Source organism: Olivibacter sitiensis DSM 17696 (assembly GCF_000427965.1).
Taxonomy (GTDB): Bacteria; Bacteroidota; Bacteroidia; order Sphingobacteriales; family Sphingobacteriaceae; genus Olivibacter; species Olivibacter sitiensis.
Window position 1 is genome coordinate 1 of the sequence record NZ_ATZA01000053.1, and the last position, 19211, is coordinate 19211.

The 19211-nt window shown below is 42.4% G+C and carries 21 protein-coding genes and 2 rRNA genes; 14 read left to right on the forward strand and 9 right to left on the reverse strand.

Translation table 11 applies throughout. The annotated features are described in order from the left end of the window. Positions 1-87, forward strand: a 23S ribosomal RNA gene (locus A37S_RS0119565); the annotation flags it as partial. Between the two features lie 71 nt (positions 88-158). Next, a 5S ribosomal RNA gene (gene rrf / locus A37S_RS0119570) occupies positions 159-270 on the forward strand. Positions 271-430: 160 nt separating this feature from the next. Here the strand turns inward: rrf and A37S_RS0119575 are convergent. Beyond that, positions 431-808, reverse strand: a complete 378-nt coding sequence (locus A37S_RS0119575; RefSeq protein ID WP_028298449.1) for an SRPBCC domain-containing protein — start codon at positions 806-808, stop codon at positions 431-433. A 52-nt stretch (positions 809-860) separates the two neighbouring features. Continuing rightward, positions 861-1487 carry a hypothetical protein gene (locus A37S_RS0119580; RefSeq protein ID WP_157278888.1) on the reverse strand — a complete coding sequence of 209 codons (627 nt, stop codon included), beginning with the start codon at positions 1485-1487 and terminating at the stop codon, positions 861-863. 269 nt (positions 1488-1756) lie between these two features. Here A37S_RS0119580 and A37S_RS0119585 point away from each other — a divergent pair, with 269 nt between their 5' ends. Beyond that, entirely contained in the window at positions 1757-2425 is a 669-nt protein-coding gene (locus A37S_RS0119585) for a carbonic anhydrase (protein WP_084163982.1), read from the forward strand. A 69-nt stretch (positions 2426-2494) separates the two neighbouring features. Here A37S_RS0119585 and pruA read toward each other — a convergent pair whose 3' ends face one another. Continuing rightward, the gene (pruA, locus tag A37S_RS0119590; RefSeq protein ID WP_028298452.1) at positions 2495-4132 is read right to left on the reverse strand and encodes an L-glutamate gamma-semialdehyde dehydrogenase; all 1638 of its coding nucleotides are present in this window, start codon (positions 4130-4132) and stop codon (positions 2495-2497) included. 105 nt (positions 4133-4237) lie between these two features. Here pruA and lpxK point away from each other — a divergent pair, with 105 nt between their 5' ends. From lpxK to A37S_RS0119615, 5 genes are read left to right on the forward strand one after another with little or no spacing between them, the layout of a single operon-like run. Then, on the forward strand, positions 4238-5302 hold the full coding sequence (gene lpxK / locus A37S_RS0119595; protein ID WP_157278891.1) for a tetraacyldisaccharide 4'-kinase: 1065 nt from the start codon (positions 4238-4240) through the stop codon (positions 5300-5302). A 13-nt stretch (positions 5303-5315) separates the two neighbouring features. Next, entirely contained in the window at positions 5316-6131 is an 816-nt protein-coding gene (locus tag A37S_RS0119600; protein ID WP_028298454.1) for a purine-nucleoside phosphorylase, read from the forward strand. After that, positions 6131-8161 carry a putative porin gene (locus A37S_RS0119605; protein ID WP_028298455.1) on the forward strand — a complete coding sequence of 677 codons (2031 nt, stop codon included), beginning with the start codon at positions 6131-6133 and terminating at the stop codon, positions 8159-8161. The genes A37S_RS0119600 and A37S_RS0119605 overlap by 1 nt, the downstream gene beginning before the upstream one ends. A 46-nt stretch (positions 8162-8207) precedes the next feature. After that, positions 8208-8651, forward strand: a complete 444-nt coding sequence (locus A37S_RS0119610; protein WP_028298456.1) for a peptidylprolyl isomerase — start codon at positions 8208-8210, stop codon at positions 8649-8651. Between the two features lie 14 nt (positions 8652-8665). Then, the gene (locus A37S_RS0119615) at positions 8666-9088 is read left to right on the forward strand and encodes a DUF5606 family protein (RefSeq protein ID WP_028298457.1); all 423 of its coding nucleotides are present in this window, start codon (positions 8666-8668) and stop codon (positions 9086-9088) included. A 67-nt stretch (positions 9089-9155) separates the two neighbouring features. Here the strand turns inward: A37S_RS0119615 and A37S_RS28170 are convergent, their stop codons facing one another. Both A37S_RS28170 and rlmH read right to left on the reverse strand, forming a co-directional pair. Then, a complete protein-coding gene (locus A37S_RS28170; protein WP_281169883.1) occupies positions 9156-9281 on the reverse strand; it encodes a hypothetical protein in 126 nt (41 codons plus the stop codon). A gap of 85 nt (positions 9282-9366) precedes the next feature. Further along, positions 9367-9840 (reverse strand): 23S rRNA (pseudouridine(1915)-N(3))-methyltransferase RlmH, encoded by a 474-nt coding sequence (gene rlmH, locus A37S_RS0119625; RefSeq protein ID WP_028298458.1) that lies wholly within the window; start codon positions 9838-9840, stop codon positions 9367-9369. A gap of 134 nt (positions 9841-9974) precedes the next feature. Here rlmH and A37S_RS0119630 point away from each other — a divergent pair, with 134 nt between their 5' ends. The 4 genes from A37S_RS0119630 (at position 9975) to A37S_RS0119640 (ending at position 13477) form a co-directional block, all read left to right on the forward strand. Next, entirely contained in the window at positions 9975-10853 is an 879-nt protein-coding gene (locus tag A37S_RS0119630; RefSeq protein ID WP_028298459.1) for a DUF3078 domain-containing protein, read from the forward strand. 97 nt (positions 10854-10950) lie between these two features. Continuing rightward, positions 10951-12768, forward strand: a complete 1818-nt coding sequence (locus A37S_RS0119635; protein ID WP_051293331.1) for a MutS-related protein — start codon at positions 10951-10953, stop codon at positions 12766-12768. Positions 12769-12847: 79 nt separating this feature from the next. Then, entirely contained in the window at positions 12848-13078 is a 231-nt protein-coding gene (locus A37S_RS26810) for a cysteine-rich CWC family protein (RefSeq protein ID WP_245586432.1), read from the forward strand. 3 nt (positions 13079-13081) lie between these two features. Further along, entirely contained in the window at positions 13082-13477 is a 396-nt protein-coding gene (locus tag A37S_RS0119640) for an acyl-CoA thioesterase (protein ID WP_028298461.1), read from the forward strand. A gap of 16 nt (positions 13478-13493) precedes the next feature. Here A37S_RS0119640 and A37S_RS0119645 read toward each other — a convergent pair whose 3' ends face one another. The 3 genes from A37S_RS0119645 to A37S_RS0119655 all read right to left on the reverse strand — a co-directional run bounded on the left by A37S_RS0119645 (position 13494) and on the right by A37S_RS0119655 (position 16545). Next, positions 13494-13859: a DUF779 domain-containing protein gene (locus tag A37S_RS0119645; protein WP_028298462.1), complete on the reverse strand. Its 366-nt coding sequence runs from the start codon at positions 13857-13859 to the stop codon at positions 13494-13496. 87 nt (positions 13860-13946) lie between these two features. After that, positions 13947-14987, reverse strand: coding sequence for an alcohol dehydrogenase AdhP (gene adhP / locus A37S_RS0119650; RefSeq protein WP_028298463.1), 1041 nt, complete (start codon positions 14985-14987; stop codon positions 13947-13949). A gap of 55 nt (positions 14988-15042) precedes the next feature. Next, positions 15043-16545: an aldehyde dehydrogenase family protein gene (locus A37S_RS0119655; protein ID WP_028298464.1), complete on the reverse strand. Its 1503-nt coding sequence runs from the start codon at positions 16543-16545 to the stop codon at positions 15043-15045. 322 nt (positions 16546-16867) lie between these two features. Here A37S_RS0119655 and A37S_RS0119660 point away from each other — a divergent pair, with 322 nt between their 5' ends. Continuing rightward, the gene (locus A37S_RS0119660) at positions 16868-17791 is read left to right on the forward strand and encodes a helix-turn-helix domain-containing protein (RefSeq protein WP_051293332.1); all 924 of its coding nucleotides are present in this window, start codon (positions 16868-16870) and stop codon (positions 17789-17791) included. Between the two features lie 124 nt (positions 17792-17915). Further along, positions 17916-18659, forward strand: a complete 744-nt coding sequence (fabG, locus tag A37S_RS0119665; RefSeq protein WP_028298466.1) for a 3-oxoacyl-[acyl-carrier-protein] reductase — start codon at positions 17916-17918, stop codon at positions 18657-18659. A gap of 40 nt (positions 18660-18699) precedes the next feature. Here the strand turns inward: fabG and A37S_RS0119670 are convergent, their stop codons facing one another. Next, the gene (locus A37S_RS0119670; protein WP_028298467.1) at positions 18700-18999 is read right to left on the reverse strand and encodes an FtsB family cell division protein; all 300 of its coding nucleotides are present in this window, start codon (positions 18997-18999) and stop codon (positions 18700-18702) included. Between the last annotated feature and the right edge of the window lie 212 nt (positions 19000-19211).

Genomic DNA, 19211 nt, shown 5'->3' on the forward strand with positions numbered 1-19211 from the left:
CCGAAGACTACGGGGTCGATAGGCCGCAGGTGTACAGGTGGCGACACCACAGCCGAGCGGTACTAATAGCCCGAAGCTTTCCGGCACGCAGGGCCGCCTTTTGCCGCCGTGCCCTCTTGTTGTCATGTTTTCTCTTCCGATANCCGTCAAACCCTATTTCAGGTGCCTATATCGGCGGGGTCCACCTCTTCCCATCCCGAACAGAGAAGTTAAGCCCGCCAGAGCCGATGGTACTGCAGTAACATGTGGGAGAGTAGGTCGGCGCCAAACCTTATTATACAGATAGATCCCCCGGGCATTTAATGCTCGGGGGATTTTTTTTGCCTATTTCTATCAGATAAATTTGTAGGTTGGAAGTTTATTAAGGGAGAGGAATGTCTAGTCTTTGTTTGATTAAGCCTTTAAAATTAAGCTGAAAAAAGAAGAATTATTATTGATAGAATTCAATTAGAGAGGCCATGTAGGTGTCTTCCCAACCTTCTTTTATATCTTCAAAATCTGCTTCAGGAATGTTGGTGTGATGGAGCTCCAAAGAAGTTCCTTTTTTATGGGGATGCAATTTGATGGTCACAATAGATGCTTCCTCTTGGTTTCCAAAGTACCACTGTTGCGTAATCATATGTCCGTATTCAAATTCGATGTTTTTTCCCATAATGCTGCCATCCCACATGGAAAATTCACTGCCTGGCTCCGCTACCATCGTAACCTCATCACCCGTCCATAGCCTAATGGTATTTTCTGTAGTAAGCGCTAAATAAACTTCTTCTGGTTCTGCCGGTATTATATAATATTTCTTTAAGGTTTTCATCTTAATCCATTTGGCTATACATTCTTGATATTATGATGATTGATAGTCTGTTTTATTTCGATGTAAGTGTGCTTTCTATAAAAAATAGTAGTTCTCTTCTTGCTTCTGTATAGGCTTCGCTTAGCGCTTTTTTAGAAGTCAAAGATCCGCCTATATTGGGACGGGAAACTACATTGGCGATGTTCCTAGATTGCTTTTTAACTGTATTCCCATCCGTGCTTTCTATGATTACATGGTATCCGGCTACTGAGTTCCATCTGTTTGCCGGCAATGCGCCCCACGAAAAATCGTCGCCTGAAGATCCAATTGCCTCTGTTGCTGCCGTACCTGAGGCAGAGTGATAGGCCGTTATATTTACAGTGACTGTATAATGTCCTTCACGTAGCTCTGGGGCTTCGTTGACATAGTTGATGATGGACGAAGGAAAGGAGTTGATTATGGACTCTGCGAGTATTCTTTTTATCTCTTCGGAATCACATTCCACTTTACTATTCTCTGGTAAGTTTCGTATATCATTTATAACAAGATTAATTTTGCTCCCAGATAGTTTACCGTCATTTGCTGGTATTTCTATATCTGAAGGGCAATAGACATAAATCATTTTCTGGGAAAAGCATATCGTTGGGAAAAATAAAAAGAGAAATATTAGATAGATAATATTGTGCGCTTTTTGTTTCATATTGTGTTTTATGTTTTTTCTGTCATTAAATCTAAGATATACAGTCTTCTCCTTCTTTTGGTAGCATTTGCGTTTTATATTATAATGAAATAAATCTATGCATCAAGAATTTGAGAGAGATAGAAATGTACTATAGAGCGCAAATATAAGTTTTTAGACGGCAATTTATCGGTGTTTCTTATATTGTTTTAACTTGTACGGTGTATATTAGACCTGTTAAGGTAGCGAGATTTTCGTTTGTATAGATGGAATTTTAAATGATATTTAATATGGGTAAAGAAGAAATGAATACCGAGTTAAGGACTAGTTATGACAAATTGTTTGTCAATAATAGCCAATGGGTAGATAAGATTGTACACGAAGACCCCAACTTTTTTGTAAACCTAGCAAAAGGACAAACACCGGAAGTGTTGTGGATTGGCTGCTCCGATAGCCGGGTTCCGGCAAATGAAGTGACAGGTACCAAACCAGGTGATATATTTGTGCATAGAAATATTGCCAATATGTGCGTCCATTCTGACATGAATATGCTTAGTGTATTGGACTATGCCGTCAATGTATTGAAAGTGAAACATGTTATCGTTGCGGGCCATTATGGTTGTGGTGGCGTTGCCGCGGCATTGACGGGAAAGCAATATGGTCTAATTGACAATTGGCTGCGGCATATCAAGGATGTGTACCGTTTGCATAAGGGTGAAATAGACGGTATAGGCGATCAGGTGGCGAAGGATAAGAGAATGGTGGAACTGAATGCCATAGAGCAAGCCGCTAACCTCAGCAAAACTACCATAATACAGAATGCCTGGAAACAAAGGGACGATTTAGCTATCCATGCTATCGTCATTGATCTTGAAAGTGGCTATCTAAAGGATCTTGGAGTGACCACTACCTCGACCTCGAAGTTGGATGATGTATTTGATCTGACCACATCCGTTTAAAATTACTTATATAGAATAGAAAGGAAAAGGGGCCGATATCTGGGCCCCTTTCCTCTTTTTTTCGAAAGCTTAATTTTCTTCTTTAAGAAAGGGATAGCGGTAGTCGATTGCAGGAACAAAAGTTTCCTTTATAGTTCTAGGGCTCACCCATCTCAACAAGTTGATCATAGAACCCGCCTTGTCGTTAGTGCCAGATCCTCTTGCTCCTCCAAAGGGCTGTTGTCCTACTACCGCTCCAGTACATTTGTCATTGACATAGAAATTCCCCGCTGCGTTTGCCAAAGCTTCCGTTGCCTCGGCAATGGCGTATCTGTCTTGAGCTATAATGGAGCCCGTGAGTGCATAGATGGAGGTCGAATCTACCAGTTCTAAGGTTTTAAGCCAGTCCTCATCTTCGTAAACAAATATAGTAAGAACTGGGCCGAAGAGCTCTTCTTTCATGGTGATGTAGTCTGCTTTTTTGGCAAGGATAACCGTAGGTTGGATGAAGTATCCAGTACTTTTATCGTAGGTGCCACCAGCGATTATTTCGGCATCGGCGTCCTCCTTGGCCTGATCGATATAACGCGCCAGTTTATCGAACGACTTTTCATCAATAACGGCATTGACAAAATTGCTGAAATCTTCTGTTGGACCAACTTTGAAAGAGGCGATATCTGCCGATATGGTTTCCTTAAGTGTTGGCCACAACGAGCTTGGGATATATACACGTGAGGCGGCAGAACATTTTTGTCCTTGATATTCGAAAGCTCCCCTGACGATTGCGGTATTGGCTACCTTTGCGTCTGCCGATGGGTGCACCAAAATGAAATCTTTTCCTCCCGTTTCGCCCACAATGCGGGGATACGATTTGTATTTATGAATGTTATTGCCAATCGTTTTCCATATATCTTGGAAGACGGCTGTAGAGCCCGTGAAGTGAATGCCGGCAAAATCGCGGTGATTGAAAATGACTTCACCCGCATCAGGGCCAGATACATAAATCAAGTTAATCACTCCATCGGGCAAGCCTGCCTCCTGAAGTATCCTCATGATCAGTTGAGCGGAATATATCTGCGTGTTGGAAGGTTTCCAAACTACTACGTTGCCCATCATAGCGGCAGAACTGGGTAGGTTGCCAGCAATCGCCGTAAAATTGAAAGGAGTTAAAGCAAATACGAAACCTTCCAATGCCCTTTGTTCCACTTTGTTCCACACTCCTTCTGGCGATATGGGTGGCTGCTGGCTGTATATTTCGGTCATGTATTTCACGTTGAAACGCAGGAAGTCCGTCAATTCACATGCCGAGTCTATTTCGGCCTGAAAGGCGTTCTTAGATTGGCCAAGCATGGTGGCGGCATTGAGCTGATAGCGGTATTTTACTGATATAAGATCGGCTGCCTTAAGAAATATGGCTGCCCTTTCTTGCCATGCAAGCCTTTCCCAATCTCCTTTGGCAGCAAGTGCGGCATTAATGGCCTCTTCCACATGTTTTTTGCTGCCGATATGGTACTTGCCCAATAAATGTTGATGATCATGGGGCGGACGCAGTTCGCCAAGATTGTTAGTTCTTATCTCCTTACCACCGATAAACATCGGTACATCCAATTCCTGTTCGCGAGCGACTTGTATTGCTTGTTTCAGTAGTGTACGTTCTTGCGTGCCTGGAGCGTACGAATATACGGGCTCATTGCTGGGTACAGGAACGTTAAAAAAGCCTTTAGACATAATGTTTTTGAAATTTGAATTCTAGTGACGCAAATTTAGGTAATGCCATGCGCTATTGCAACATAATTGGCTTCCATATTTCTGTTGGCTTTTCTTACCTTTGGGATGATGAAATTTTTGAGGCTCTTGCTACTGCCATTTTCCTTGCTTTATGCACTGGTCTTGTACATTAGGCATTTTTTATACGACAAGAGATTCTTGAAGTCTGTCAAGTTTGACTTTCCGGTAATAGTAATCGGAAATTTAATCGTAGGAGGAGCAGGTAAATCGCCGATGACCGAATACTTGGCGAGGTTGCTGTCCAAGCAATCGAGCGTAGCCATTTTGAGCCGCGGTTATGGCAGGCGTACGAAGGGATTTCACTTTGTCGCAGCAGATAGTGCGCCTGGAGATGTAGGTGACGAGCCGTTGCAGATGAAGCGAAAATTCCCGACGGTAAGTGTCGCGGTCTGTGAAAATAGGGTGATGGGAGTAGAGCGACTTCGTGCATCGCATGGCGTGGTATTGTTGGATGATGCTTTCCAACATAGGGCATTGCAAGGGGGCTTGCAGATTCTACTCTTCAATTATCACTCGGTATGTCAGCCCAAGTGGGTATTGCCAGCTGGCGATTATCGGGATTTGTACGCTAGGCGCGAATTTGCCGATATCATCGTTGTTACCAAATGTCCGCTTTCCTTGCAGGAAGTGGATAAAAAGAAGCTGAAAGCTGCGCTTGCCTTGCCAAGGCCTATACCTGTTTTTTTTTCGTGTCTGTGGTACGGGGTTGTTCAGCCCGTTTGGGCTGCTCCCCATGTTCCTACACCCGACCTGAAAGACCTGACTAATATACTGCTGGTGACGGGCATCGCGCAGCCGCAGCCATTGGTTGATTATTTGCATGGCATGGGAATTAATGTGAGACACCTGGCTTTCGCAGATCATCATTATTATACAAATAGGGATATACGGCATATAATGGAAGAGTTCAAGCGCATGGATGCCGAACGTAAAATTATATTGACTACGGAGAAGGATGCCGTAAAACTGCGGGAACATGAAATGGGTGACGATGCTTTATTATTTTTTTATTTGCCTATAGAACAGAGGTTCTTAGGTTCAGATGGAATTAATTTTGATGACATGGTCATTGACTTTGTAAAAGGATTTATGAATAATAAGTTAAACTAATTAGAGAAAATATATGTATCAGTCTTATGGAGAAACATTGAGCCACATAAAGGCAAGGATAGACGACTTTGAACCAGAGGTGGGCATTATATTGGGTACTGGCCTTGGTGGTTTGGCAAAGGAAATCGAGGTAGTGCATCAGCTGATGTATGCTCATATTCCGAACTTTCCGGTATCTACCGTAGAATTTCATTCTGGCAAGCTGATATTCGGTAGCTTGAACGGACGGAAGGTGGTAGCGATGCAAGGGAGATTGCACTATTATGAGGGCTATTCCATGCAAGAGATTACTTTTCCGGTTCGCATCATGAAGTTGCTGGGGATTAGTAAGCTTTTTGTGTCCAATGCGGCAGGCTCCCTTAACCACGAGATCAAAAAGGGGGACCTCATGTTCATTGAAGACCATATCAATTTGTTGCCCGATAGTCCATTGCGAGGGAGCAACAATGAGCAATTTGGACCGAGATTTCCTGATATGAGTGAGCCGTATAATAAGAAACTGCTTTCGCAGGCCTATGAAATTGCCAAGCGGCATAAGATTAGGGTACATAAAGGCGTTTATGTATCGGCGCCGGGGCCGAGCTTGGAGACTAGGGCAGAATACCGATATATGCGCCTGATAGGTGGCGACGTAGTAGGTATGAGCACAGTGCCGGAAGTGATTGTTGCGAATCATATGGGATTGCCCGTTTTTGCAGTTTCAGTGGTGACGGACGAAGGTTTTCATGAAGACCTGCAACCCGTCTCCTTGGAAGAAATAGTGGCGGTTGCTGCTGCTGCGGAGCCGAACATGACGTTAATTTTGAAAGAATTGATAGCTTTGCGCTAATGAAAGTTTTGTGGCGGTTTGTCTTTGCCTTTGTTTTCCTTTTTTTCGGTTTCCATTTGGGATATGCCCAAGAGGAGGAGTGGGGAGGAGAGCTGGATTCCCTAAGAAGGGCTGAGGAGGCTCGTTCAGACTCAGTGGTTTACACTGCCAAGTACATCAGGTTTACTACCTTGGATCTGATGCAAAATGGCACCCGAACCATTCCGCTAGATACAACACTGACAGGTATTCAGTACTACAATCCTCAATATTATCCTCGTAATCCTACGATGAACTTAGGCAATTATGGTTTGGCTACACGGGATATGTTGTTTCAACCAAGCAAGGAAATAGGATTTCGTACGGGGTTCACCAGTCTTGAACGTTATTTGATGCAGAGTGATTCCATTCGGTATTATCGAGCAAGAGCGCCCTATTCTGAGCTAAACTATGTGACGGGCGATCAGGTGTTCCGTGCCCATGTGTCACAGAATATAAATCCCCACTGGAATATAGGAGCAAGTTTTGATGTGTCATTGGCCAGGGGATTTTATGCCAATCAAAGGTATAACGACATTAAACCTGTCTTATATAGTTGGTATGAGTCTCCAAATCTTAGGTACAACCTATTCGCTAACTTGGTGTTCAATAAATTGGTGGCTACGGAGAACGGGTCTATACTTGATGACGACTATTTTAACAATCCGGAAGCAAGTGACGCATCATCTACACCGGTGAAACTGAATGGACAGAGGGAAGCGAGGCCAAGAAATACGTGGACAGATAATGCCTTGTTTTTCAGGCAAAGCCTTTATATGGGACGTATTGACACATTAAATAGAGGAACCGAAGAGCAAGTGGTTTTACCTACTCAAACGGTTTTTCATGCTTTTAAAGCGAGCTATAAGAAGTATCAATTTTATAAAAATGAAGCGGATACCTATGGTGTGTTCCCTTTGGGAGAATCGGTCTTAACGCAAGATTCTACCCGTTTATATACGATAGCGAATGATTTTGGTTACAGCTTTTCTTTGCGGGGCAGGTCCGTTTCCTTTTTAAGGAACGAAATTAAGCTGGATTTGGCCATGCGGCATGAATTGATGTTTTTGAGGCAAAGTACGCCAGATACTACTCGGTTAGAACATAGGAACACTTTTCAGAATATTACCCTGAAAGCCGGGTTGGGCTATAAGTTCAGTGACAAAGTGGCCTTGAACTTAGGCTTGAATCAGATTATGGCTGGAAGAAATTTTGGCGATTTCTTGTATGAGGCTACCTCTACCTTTCAGTATAATGAACGGTTGGGCCGATTGATATTCAGTGCCTATCTTCAAAATCAGTCACCTGCAATGGTTTATGATTATGTGGATTACACTTACCATCAATGGGGAGAATGGGGTGAAACTGCCCTAGATAAGACGAAGGTTACTAATCTTGCAGCCGCTTATGAGAATGAACGATTTAAATTCCTTGCAAAGGCGGAGTATTTTTTAGTGAATAACTACACTTACTTTAGGGAGGTAGACAATCCCAATTTTGATGCTAGGCTGAGCAATACCATAGTTCCCGCGCAGATGACTTCTCCCATTAACGTGTTGAAGGTGACTTTATCGAAAAAAATCAATATCGGCAAGCGATGGCATTTTGATAACTATATCGTGTATCAGAAATCAGATTTTCATGAAGTCCTGCAAACCCCGGAACTGTATACGTGGCACAGTTTTTACCATAACAATTTATTGGCTAAGGTTATCAATTTCAACCTGGGCTTTGACGTTCGTTTCAATACTCCCTATGTGGCTCCTTCGTATGCTATCAATTTAAGCCAATTCTATTTGCCGAGCTACCCATCCGGCTTTGATCCCATACAGTTTTCCACTTATCCCGTTGTAGATGTTTGGTTGACGGCTACCCTAAAGAAAACAAATTTTTTCCTGCGCTATGATTATGCCAATCAGGGCCTGTTGTCCAATGGGTATTATACCGTAAGAAGATATCCCATGCTCGACAGAAGTTTGCGTTTTGGTGTAAAGTGGAATTTCTACGATTAAAAGAATGGAATGATTACCTTTGCCCCTTTGAAGAAAAAATAGAATTATGAGCAAAGCGATTATAAAAACAGAAAAGGGGGACATGACGGTCCAGTTTTATGATAAAGACGCACCTGGGCACGTTGCCAATTTTATAAAACTTTCTAAATCTGGTTTTTATGATGGGACGATATTCCATCGTGTTATTCCAGATTTTGTCATTCAGGGAGGTGATCCTACCGGAACGGGAGCTGGTGGGCCAGGTTATACAATAGATTGCGAGCTTGACGGTGATAATCAATACCATGACAGGGGGGTGTTGAGTATGGCTCATCGTGGTAGAAATACCGGTGGTTCGCAGTTTTTTATATGCCACAGCCGTAACAATACCGCTCATCTCGACGGCCATCATACTTGTTTTGGTAAGGTCATAGAGAATGTGGATGTAGTGGACAGCATTAAGCAAGGGGATAAAATATTGAGTGTGGAAATTATTGATGAGGATCAATAAAATAGGTTTTATATATGAATTTGAGAGGAATAGTTTCCGTTACGGGCAAGCCGGGCTTGTTTAAATTAATAGGTCAAAATAAGACAGGCTTCATACTGGAAAGTCTTGATGACAAGAAGACGAAGACCATTGTAAATATCGCTACTGCGAGGATGGCCTCACTGGAAGATATCACCATCTTTGGCGAGCATGAGGACATTAAGCTGGCCGATATCTTCGAAAAGATGAAGAAACATGGTGAGGTCGTAAATGCAAAGGAAGGAAGCGATAAGCTGAGGAAGTATTTCTTGGAAATAGAACCAGACCATGATGCCGAGAGGGTCTATATTTCGGACATTAAGAAATTGATTAATTGGTATAATATTATTAAGGAATATCCTTTTTTTGACGAGGATGCGCCAGCTGTAGAAAATCCAGAGTCTGGGGAATCCAATTAGAGAAGGTAGTTATAAATGACAATAAATCGGAAGCTCCTTTGTTTTACCGCAAAGGAGCTTCCGTATTTTAAAGAAGAAACAGGATTGCAGCAGCTATGACCAAGCCTATGACTATGAAGATCCAGAAATTGGTGCCTTCGCTTGCTTTGCTTTCGCTTTTGAACTTATAGTTCCTTGTCTTTGGCAATTTCATGTTTGTATAGTTTTAAAATGGATTTCCTTCACTCTTGTACTTGTTAATATAGATGCAAAAAGTGAACCATTTTCATAAGCACTGTTTATTCGTGATGATAAGGCTCTCCTTTTAATATGCTGAAAGCCCTATAAGTCTGCTCGACAAAAAATAATCTGATCATCTGGTGACTAAATGTCATTTTTGAAAGAGATAATTTGGCATTTGCCCGTTGATACAGTTTGTCGTCAAAGCCATAAGGCCCACCTATAACGGCAACAAGGTGTTGAGTGCTCCCTATAAGATGCTTATTGAGATAATCTGCAAATTCAACTGATCGTAGCTCTTTCCCTTTTTCATCTAATAATACTACAAAATCGGAATTGCCAATTTGCTTTAATATCAGTTCAGCCTCCTTGTTTTTTTGCTGTGCTTGGTTAAGGTTTTTCGAGTTCTTTATGTCGGGAATTACTTGTAAAGAAAAACCAATATAATGCTTGATGCGTTTGATGTATTTTTGAACTCCGGTTTCAACGAAGGATTCATCTGTTTTTCCAATGCATAATAGAGTGATTTTCATTGTCGCAAGGTAGTTTTTTTATTTTTTTCAAGCCAAAGCTATCGTAGTTTTCTCAGAATTGGTAACTTTGCCTCGATTTATAAAAAAAATAATTTCTATTTTAGTTTTAAATTTTAACTAAAACAATTCTTGCTATGAAAAAAATCTATTTTGTTTTGATGTTGGCCTTGGGCGTTTTTTCTTCGGTAAAAGGACAAGAGGCTACAGCTCAAGACACTTTGTGGAAAATAAGTGGTGAAAACACGTTTTTGATCAATCAGAGTTCTTTTACCAATTGGGCCGCTGGAGGTATTAATTCGATAGCGGGCAACCTAGTACTAAACTATGATTTTAACTATGCAAAAGACAAGTGGGTTTGGGACAATAAGGTGATAGCTGGTTATGGTATAAGTAAACTTTCCGAGACTGGATGGAGGAAGAATGACGATCGTTTGGTGCTAAACAGTTTATTGGGCTACAAAGCTTCAGAAAAATGGTTATACACGTTCTTTGCCAATTTTAATACGCAATTTACCGATGGGTTTAATTATACGGATAATGACCGTACCTTGATATCCAGCTTTTTTGCACCTGCTTATCTCAGTTTTGGTCCTGGTTTTGCTTATAAAGAATCGGATAATTTCAGGTTCAACCTATCTCCTGCCTCACCTCGCTTCGTTTTCGTTCTTGACGATTCATTGTCCAATATAGGTGCGTTCGGTGTAGATCCGGGAAAAAATACACGTTTTGAATTTGGTGCTTACTTTGATGCCTACTACAAGGTGGACCTCATGGAAAACGTTAGTTTGGAAAATATTCTCCGCTTGTATTCCAACTACTTGGAAGATCCTCAAAACGTGGACATAGATTATACGTTAAACCTATTCATGAAAGTGAACCGTTTTATATCTGTCAATGCCGGTGTGCAGATGATATATGACGACAATACCATTTTGGAGAAATCAGATGGACGTATGAGCCCTGGCCTGCAGGTGAAGCAGATTTTTGGAGCAGGAATTACTTATAAATTTTAGTTCGTTCGTTAGAACTGTTTGTCGATATAAAAAAGGTCTTAAGCGAGTGTTTAAGACCTTTTTTGTGGGAATCATTTTTTTGATTTAGCTTAGCGAAATGGCAGAAATAGACAGTGCAAAAGAGATTTATCAAAAAGAATATGATCTGGCAGCTGCCAAAGTCACGGCGCTTGACAAAAAGATCAATAGGGTGAGCATATCTCGTCTGCTGTTGATAGTTTTGGCGGCAGTAGTGCTTTTCAATACGGTGCAGGCAGCGTCTCCTTGGCTTACCATCCTTGCCACGATATTGGCATTGCTTTCCTTTACCTATCTCGTCTCTGTCCAGAGCAAGTTAGAAAAGGTCAGAAAAAATTGGATCAATTACAAGGTAGTTCGTGAAAACGAGCTGGGAATCAAAAATGGACAAGACAACATATATTCCAATGGAGAAGATGATGCAGACGATCATCACCCGTATGCTTTGGATTTGGATATTTTCGGTAAGCAATCCCTATATGCCTATGTTAATCGTTGTGCAAGCCCTGAGGGAAATGAAGTGTTGTCTAGCTGGATGGCTGCCAACAGTCCCATAGATGCGGTAAGGCAGAGGCAGGAATTGGTGCGGGAACTAGCGCAGGATCCATCATGGTATCGGGATATACAAGCGAAATTGTTGTTTCAGCTCAAGGACAATAAATCGTACGGCAAGTTGATTTTGGACAACTTATCCAAATCCATATATGATCTTGGCTCTAAGTTCTTGCGTTTATATGTACGTTTGGCACCTTATATCATGGGTGTTCTTTTGATTCTTTCCGTCTACTCTGCCTCATTCGGAAGGGGTGTGATATGGCTCGCCGTGATACATCTAATAATCGCTATGGGTTATGCAGGACGTGTAAGCAAATTATCGCAAGGTTTATCAAAAATCAGCGATGGTTTGCAACATTTTTCCTATGTCTTCCTGATGATAGAAATGAAGGACTGGCAATCGAAATTGGGAGTGAAGCTCAGGAAAGATTTTGTTTCGGGCAATCGCTCAGTTTCGCTCGCCATCGGCGAATTGGGAAAACTGCTGGAGAAGTTGGACTATCGCATGAATATTCTGGTCGCTACCTTTCTGAATGCTTTTTTTATATGGGACCTTCGCCAGGCTTTTGCATTGATTGATTGGAGAAAGGCACAAAGCATGCATATACAAACTGCTTTTTCCAATTTTGGAGAGCTGGAGGCGCTCATCAGCCTGGCTGTACTTTCCGTCAATCATCCGTCTTGGAATTTTCCGGTTTTGTATCCCGTGGAAGAAAGAATCTTGAAGGTAGGGGAGATGAAGCATCCACTTATATCGGGGGATAAGGTTGTGGCGAATGATTACTGCAAGGATACGCATCAGATAGCTTTGATAACAGGATCCAATATGGCGGGCAAGAGCACCTTTTTGCGTACCATTGGTGTCAACATCGTGCTGGCGCAAACCGGGGGACCGGTATGTGCACGGTCAATGGACGTATCTATGTGGAGGCCCGTAAGCTATATGCGGATAAAGGATAACCTAAATGAAAGCACTTCTACCTTTAAGGCCGAATTGGATAGACTCCATATGATCTTGGAGGAGGTAGCCGCGCATGATAATGTATATTTCTTGGTAGACGAGATGCTTCGTGGCACCAATTCGGTAGACAAGTACTTGGGGTCAAAAGCGGTTATCGAACGATTTATTAAGCTGGGAGGGGTGGGTATGGTAGCCACACATGATCTTCAGCTGTCCAATTTGGAGGACGTCTTTCCCGCTTATCTGAAAAATTATCATTTTGACATTCAGGTAAAGCACGGAGAAATGTTATTTGACTATAAGCTTAAGGAAGGGCCATGCCGTATATTCAATGCTTCCATGCTATTGAAACGAATAGGAATAGATATAGACGAGGCCTAACCACGATCACGCTATTCCCTCCTATTCGTCATCTCTTTAGGAATTGTTTGCTATATCAATTTTAAGTAGTTTTGGCGCGGTGTTGACGAAATCGATTATCAGGAAGCATGAAATAGTTCATTGCGGTCGTTGTGGACAACAGATAGAGTGCAAGGCAAATGCATATGCTAAATGCCAGTGTTCTACCGTCCATTTGTCCGTTGATGAGATCGAGTATATCAGCGAATGTTATGACAATTGCTTGTGTGCTAGCTGTTTGAGAGATATGCGGCAGGAATTCCGATTTCCCAATACCCTGTGTAAAAAATAGAGAATGACTTTAGAGGATAGAATTAAAGCTGCTGAGACGAGAATATTCAAAACCGTATTTCCCAATACAACCAACCATCATGATACGCTTTTCGGAGGAACGGCTATGGCTTTGATGGATGAAGTTTCCTTTATAGCCGGGACCCGGTTTTCCAGAAAGAGATTGGTTACGGTTTCGACCGATAAGATAGATTTCACGGTTCCCATTCCCGCTGGGACAATTATCGAGTGTGTGGGATCTATCATTAGAGTGGGCAGAACAAGCCTTCAGATAGGGGTAAAGATCTACGTGGAGCAGATGTATGAGGATAGTCGTCAGTTAGCGATCACGGGGACGTTTACCTTTGTGGCAGTTGACGAGCATATGAAACCTACTCCCGTACTGGACGGATTGGAATAGATCTTGCGATTGTGACCTAACAGGTAGGTTCTAGCGCTTTAAGTTCTTCTTCCGTGAATATTCTTGATCTGATAAAGAAACTCACATCGAGCGTGGTCTCCAGGGAAAAGCTTGCTCCCCTACCGGAGGTGGTGTCGAGGGTAAGTTGCGTATGTTTCCAGTATTCAAATTGATCTCTTGCCATATAAAATTTACATCCATCGATTTCGCCCAGGCAAACATCGCTATCGCCTATTCGAAATTCGCCCTTTTGAAAGCAATGTGGGTATGAGCCCTCACAGCAGCCACCACTTTGATGGAAAATGAGTTCGCCATATTCATCTTTCAATCTTTGAATTACCTTGCTTGCTTCCGCTGTCACCAATATTCTTTTTACACTCATGAGATTGTGGGTATTTAAGTAAAAAAGCTACAGCTGACATGGAATGCCAGCCATAGCTAATTATGAATTGATTGTGGGGGTTCTTATTTATACCGGTTCTGATATTTCCAATACCATTCTTCCGTCTATCTTGCCTTTCTTCATCTTGTCAAATACTTCATTGACATCTTCGAGTTTGGCTCCAGTGACGGTGGCCGCCACTTTGCCTTCGACAGCAAAATCTATTGCTTCTTGTAGGTCTTGGCGGGTACCCACAATAGAGCCTCTTACGGTAATACCGTTAAGCACAGTGTCAAATATTGGTAAGTCCATGCTGCCAGTTGGTAATCCATTCAGTGCAATAGTACCACCCCTTCGCAGGGCTTTCATTGCTTGGCCAAATGCTGTACTGGACACGGCTGTAACCAATACGCCATGCATACCTCCTGTTTCTTTTTTCAGAAATTCCGCTGGATCTTGCTCTTTTGCATTTACCGTCAGATCCGCTCCAAGCTTTTTGGCTAATGCCAGTTTGTCGTCTGCTACATCTATGGCGGCAACATTTAGTCCCATTGCCTTTGCGTACTGAACAGCCAGATGCCCCAATCCGCCAATACCGGAGATAGCTACCCACTGCCCAGGTTTAGCCTCGGTCATCTTCAAACCTTTGTACACCGTGACACCTGCGCATAGTATGGGTGCCATGGCCCTGAAATCAAATCCCTTGCTAGGCAAGTGGCCTACATATGACGCATTGGCAATGACATACTCGGCAAAGCCTCCATCAACGCTGTAACCGCCATTTTGTTGTTCTTCGCAGAGTGTTTCCCATCCTGTCAAGCAGTGATCACAATGCCCGCAGGCACTGTAGAGCCAAGGAACTCCCACTACGTCGCCTTCCTTTATATGCTTTACACCTTTGCCCAATGCCACAACATATCCCAGCGCTTCGTGGCCTGGAACGAGGGGCATTTTAGGTTTTACGGGCCAGTCGCCATCTATGGCATGTAGGTCGGTATGACAAACACCGCTTGTGACTACTTTGACGAGGATCTCGCCATCTTTAGGCTCTTTGACATTTAGCTCTTCAATTTGGAGCTTTTGCCCAAAATCATGGACAACAGCTGCCTTCATCTTTTTTGGTAGCATAATTGATCGGTTTTATATTGACTCAAGGCCAATTTGGTTAAAAAAATGTTCTATCCTAGAAGAATCCAAGCTTCTGTTTGCTATACGATATCAGCATGTTTTTGGTTTGGCGGTAGTGATCGAGCATCATCTTGTGATTTTCTCTGCCAAAACCAGATTTCTTGTACCCTCCGAAAGGTGCGTGTGCCGGGTATGCATGGTAGTTGTTTACCCAAACGCGTCCTGCCTGAATGGCGCGAGGAACTTGGTATAGCTCGTGGGCGTCTCTCGTCCACACACCAGCGCCTAGGCCATACAGCGTGTCGTTTGCTATTTCTATGGCTTCTTCTACCGTCTTGAAAGTGGTAACGCATACTACGGGGCCAAAAATTTCTTCCTGGAAAATACGCATTTTGTTGTTGCCCTTGAAGATGGTTGGTTGGATATAATAGCCCGTATCAAGATCACCTTCCAGCTTGTTGACATCACCGCCTACAAGTACTTCGGCTCCTTCATTTTTTCCTATTTCCAAATAGGATTTGATTTTTTCATATTGTTCATTCGAGGCCTGTGCACCCATCATCGTATTTGTATCCAGTGGATGACCGATTTTGATTGCTTTGGTACGTTCGATCACTTTCTCTATGAATGTATCATAAATGTCTTCCTGAACCAATATGCGGGATGGGCAAGTACATATCTCGCCTTGGTTGAGTGCGAAAAGTACAGCTCCCTCAATGGCCTTGTCGAAAAAGTCGTCATCCTGATCTGCTACTGATTTGAAAAAGATATTTGGCGACTTTCCACCTAGTTCCATTGTGGATGGGATAATGTTTTCCGCAGCATACTGCATGATCAGCCTTCCAGAGGTAGTACTACCAGTAAAGGCTACTTTAGAAATGCGTGGAGAAGATGCCAAAGGCTTGCCTACTTCTATGCCATAGCCATTTACTACATTGAGTACACCAGGAGGGATAAGGTCGCCTATTAGCTCCATTAAAACCATGATGGATACAGGCGTTTGTTCGGCGGGCTTAACCACGGTACAGCATCCGGCGGCAAGTGCAGGTGCAATTTTCCATACGCCCATCAAGAGTGGGAAATTCCAAGGTATAATTTGCCCCACTACACCAATAGGTTCATGAAGGGCAATACTGACAGTATGCTCGTCATGTTCCGATATGGCACCTTCATCTGCCCTGATAGCTCCTGCAAAGTAGCGGAAGTGATCTACGCACAAAGGTAGGTCTGCGTTGAGCGTTTCCCTTACCGCTTTGCCATTATCGATGGTTTCGACGATGGCTAGGTATTCAAGGTTGTCCTCAATACGTTGGGCAATTTTGAGCAGTATATTGCTACGTTCTGTGGGAGATGTTTTGCTCCAAGTCTTAAAGGCCTCGTGGGCTGCATCCAATGCTAGCTCTACGTCCTCTTTGCTCGAACGCGCGGCCTTTGCTATCAGCTTGCCGTCAATAGGTGAAGTGTTTTCGAAATATTTGCCGTTTACCGGTGCGACGAATTTACCACCAATATAATTGTCGTATTTTTCCTTAAATGTTGGCTTTGATAAGATACTCATGTTTATAATCTATTTATAAGGTTAACAAAAATTTAGTTAGCAATAGCACAAACTTATCTAATGAGGTCATTTGTTTATTGCACTATCGTATCAAACTATTAAACAATTGTGATGCGGGGTTGGTTTTTGCCTTTGGGAGGGCTAAGCACCTGCAAAAAATGAAATTAGTATGATGCTTGGTGGCGGGCATCATTTGCGAGAACACTGCCTTTTTCTTATGTTTGGAATTGCTATAACCAAATTGTGCTGCAATCAATCGCGATTCTTCTAAACAAGGCAGGGTTTATTGTGTTGAAATTGTATGTTTAAACTATGATGTTTTATGAAATCTTGGAACCAAAAGCAGGTAAAGGGCAATTCACTGAGATTAAGCAGCTCCAAAGAGCTTAAGACTATGGTGGAGAATAGAAGAGCTTTTACATTGGATCAATGTGAATTGAATGTGTTTGAAACCTATCAATATGCGAAAAATATAGCGCTGCGTTTTAACGATTTGGTGATTACCAATATGGTGCGGGGCAAGAAGATCATGTATTTGTACGGAGGCGAGGGATTCAATTATTTGCCGGGAGAAACGGTGATCGTGCCGGCCAATACGACCATGTTGATAGATTTTCCGGAAGCAAAGCAAGATAATCCTACCCAATGTACGGCATTGGCAATAGAAAAGCAACAAATTATCAACGTTGTTAACTTTCTCAATGAGCGCTATCCGAGAGTTGACGGACAGCTTTTGTGGAATCTGCAGTTGAAAGAAAACTTTCATTTCCAAAACAATAAGGAGATTATGAGTTTGGTGGAGAAACTTATTCAGATCAATGTAGGTAACCAACCGTTCAAAGATGCTCTGGCCGAAATTGCCATTCAAGAACTTTTAATAAGGATTATGCAATATCAGAATTTGACCTGTATTGAGGAAGCAAAGGCTGGTGCAACGCAACTGTCAGACGTAGTCGCCTATATACGAAACAACCTGTCTCAGCCGATAAAGGTGGAAGATCTATGCAAAAAAGCTTGTATGAGCAAGCCAGGCTTCTTTCGGGCCTTTAAGAACGAATTGGGGATTAGTCCCATGGAGTTTATCATAAGGGAAAGAATACGGGTCGCCAAGAAATACCTGGCTTCTCCGTCTGGCTCGATTAAGGAGGCCTGTTATGCTGCTGGTTTCAATAGTATAAATTATTTCTCCCGTATTTTTAAGAAACATGAAGGCATTACGCCTGGCGCCTTCCAAGGTATAAGTTGATGCCAGGGTCAAATTTTGGTTCGGTTTTCTACCAATTATGTCTTATTTTAGCGGCCATTATAAATTACCGATACTAGGGGCTTGCATGTAAGCCCTTGTACTCATGTTGAAATAAAAAAATTAAATGAAGTTATTAGAAGGTAAGAATGCGCTTATTACAGGTGCGTCTAAAGGAATAGGCAGAAAGATTGCCGAAAAATTTGCCGAGGCGGGTGCCAATGTCGCGTTTACATACCTGTCGTCTGTAGAAAAGGGAGAAGCGCTGGTGGGAGAGTTGTCTGTCTATGGCACAAAGGTGAAGGGCTATCGATCGGACGCGTCAAAATTTGATGAGGCAGAGCAGCTGATAAATGCCGTTGTAGCGGATTTTGGAGGTATTGATATTGTGGTGAACAATGCTGGCATCACCAAAGATGGCTTGCTGATGCGCATGACCGAGCAGAATTGGGACGACGTTATAGATGTCAATCTAAAGTCGGTTTTCAACGTTACCAAGGCAGCATCCAAAATTATGATGAAGGCAAGAAAAGGTGTGTTTATCAATATGAGTTCGGTAGTGGGCGTGCAGGGTAATGCCGGGCAGGCGAACTATGCTGCTTCTAAAGCTGGTATAATAGGTTTTAGCAAGTCTGTAGCAAAAGAATTGGGTTCCAGAAATATTCGTACAAATGTCATCGCACCAGGCTTTATACGCACGGAAATGACGGAAGTGCTGGATCCAAAAGTCGTGGCAGGTTGGGAAGCTAATATCCCATTGAAACGCGCTGGGGAAACGGAAGATGTAGCCAATGCTTGTATATTTTTAGCTTCCGACATGGCATCGTACATCAATGGTCAAGTACTGTCGGTATGCGGAGGCATGCTATAGCCAGATTTTTTAGGAGAAATAGTTGTTCAATTCTGGACAACTATTTTTTTTCACGTTCTTCTATGAGGATAAATATATCTTCGTTGTCCTTTTTCATCATGTATTTTTCCCTGGCAAACTGCTGTAGTTTCTTTTTGTCGCTTGTCAAAGCCTTTAATTCATTGCCAACTCTTTCGTTCTCGGTTATATAGAAGTTTTTTTCTTTCTTGAGCTCATTGAGTTCTTTTCCGTAGTCAAACAGGGTGGCCAAGTCGTTTCTGTCGAAAAAGAGCATCCATACTATAAATGCCAGGCCAGCAATGACAAATTTGTTCTTGACGATATTGAAAGCTTTTTTCATCTTTTTTGCCTTTTGTTTTCAATGGTCGGATGAAACTTTTTGATGGTTATTTTCATCATGTCTAAGTTCCATTCGAAACAATGTGAATACTTCCAACAAAGCTAACAAAAATTGAGGAAAACCATGTTTGCCGCAAAATAAAGCTATCATAAAAAAGGCGCACTGATAAATCTTACTTTATCAATACGCCTTTTTGTGATAAATGAGCAATG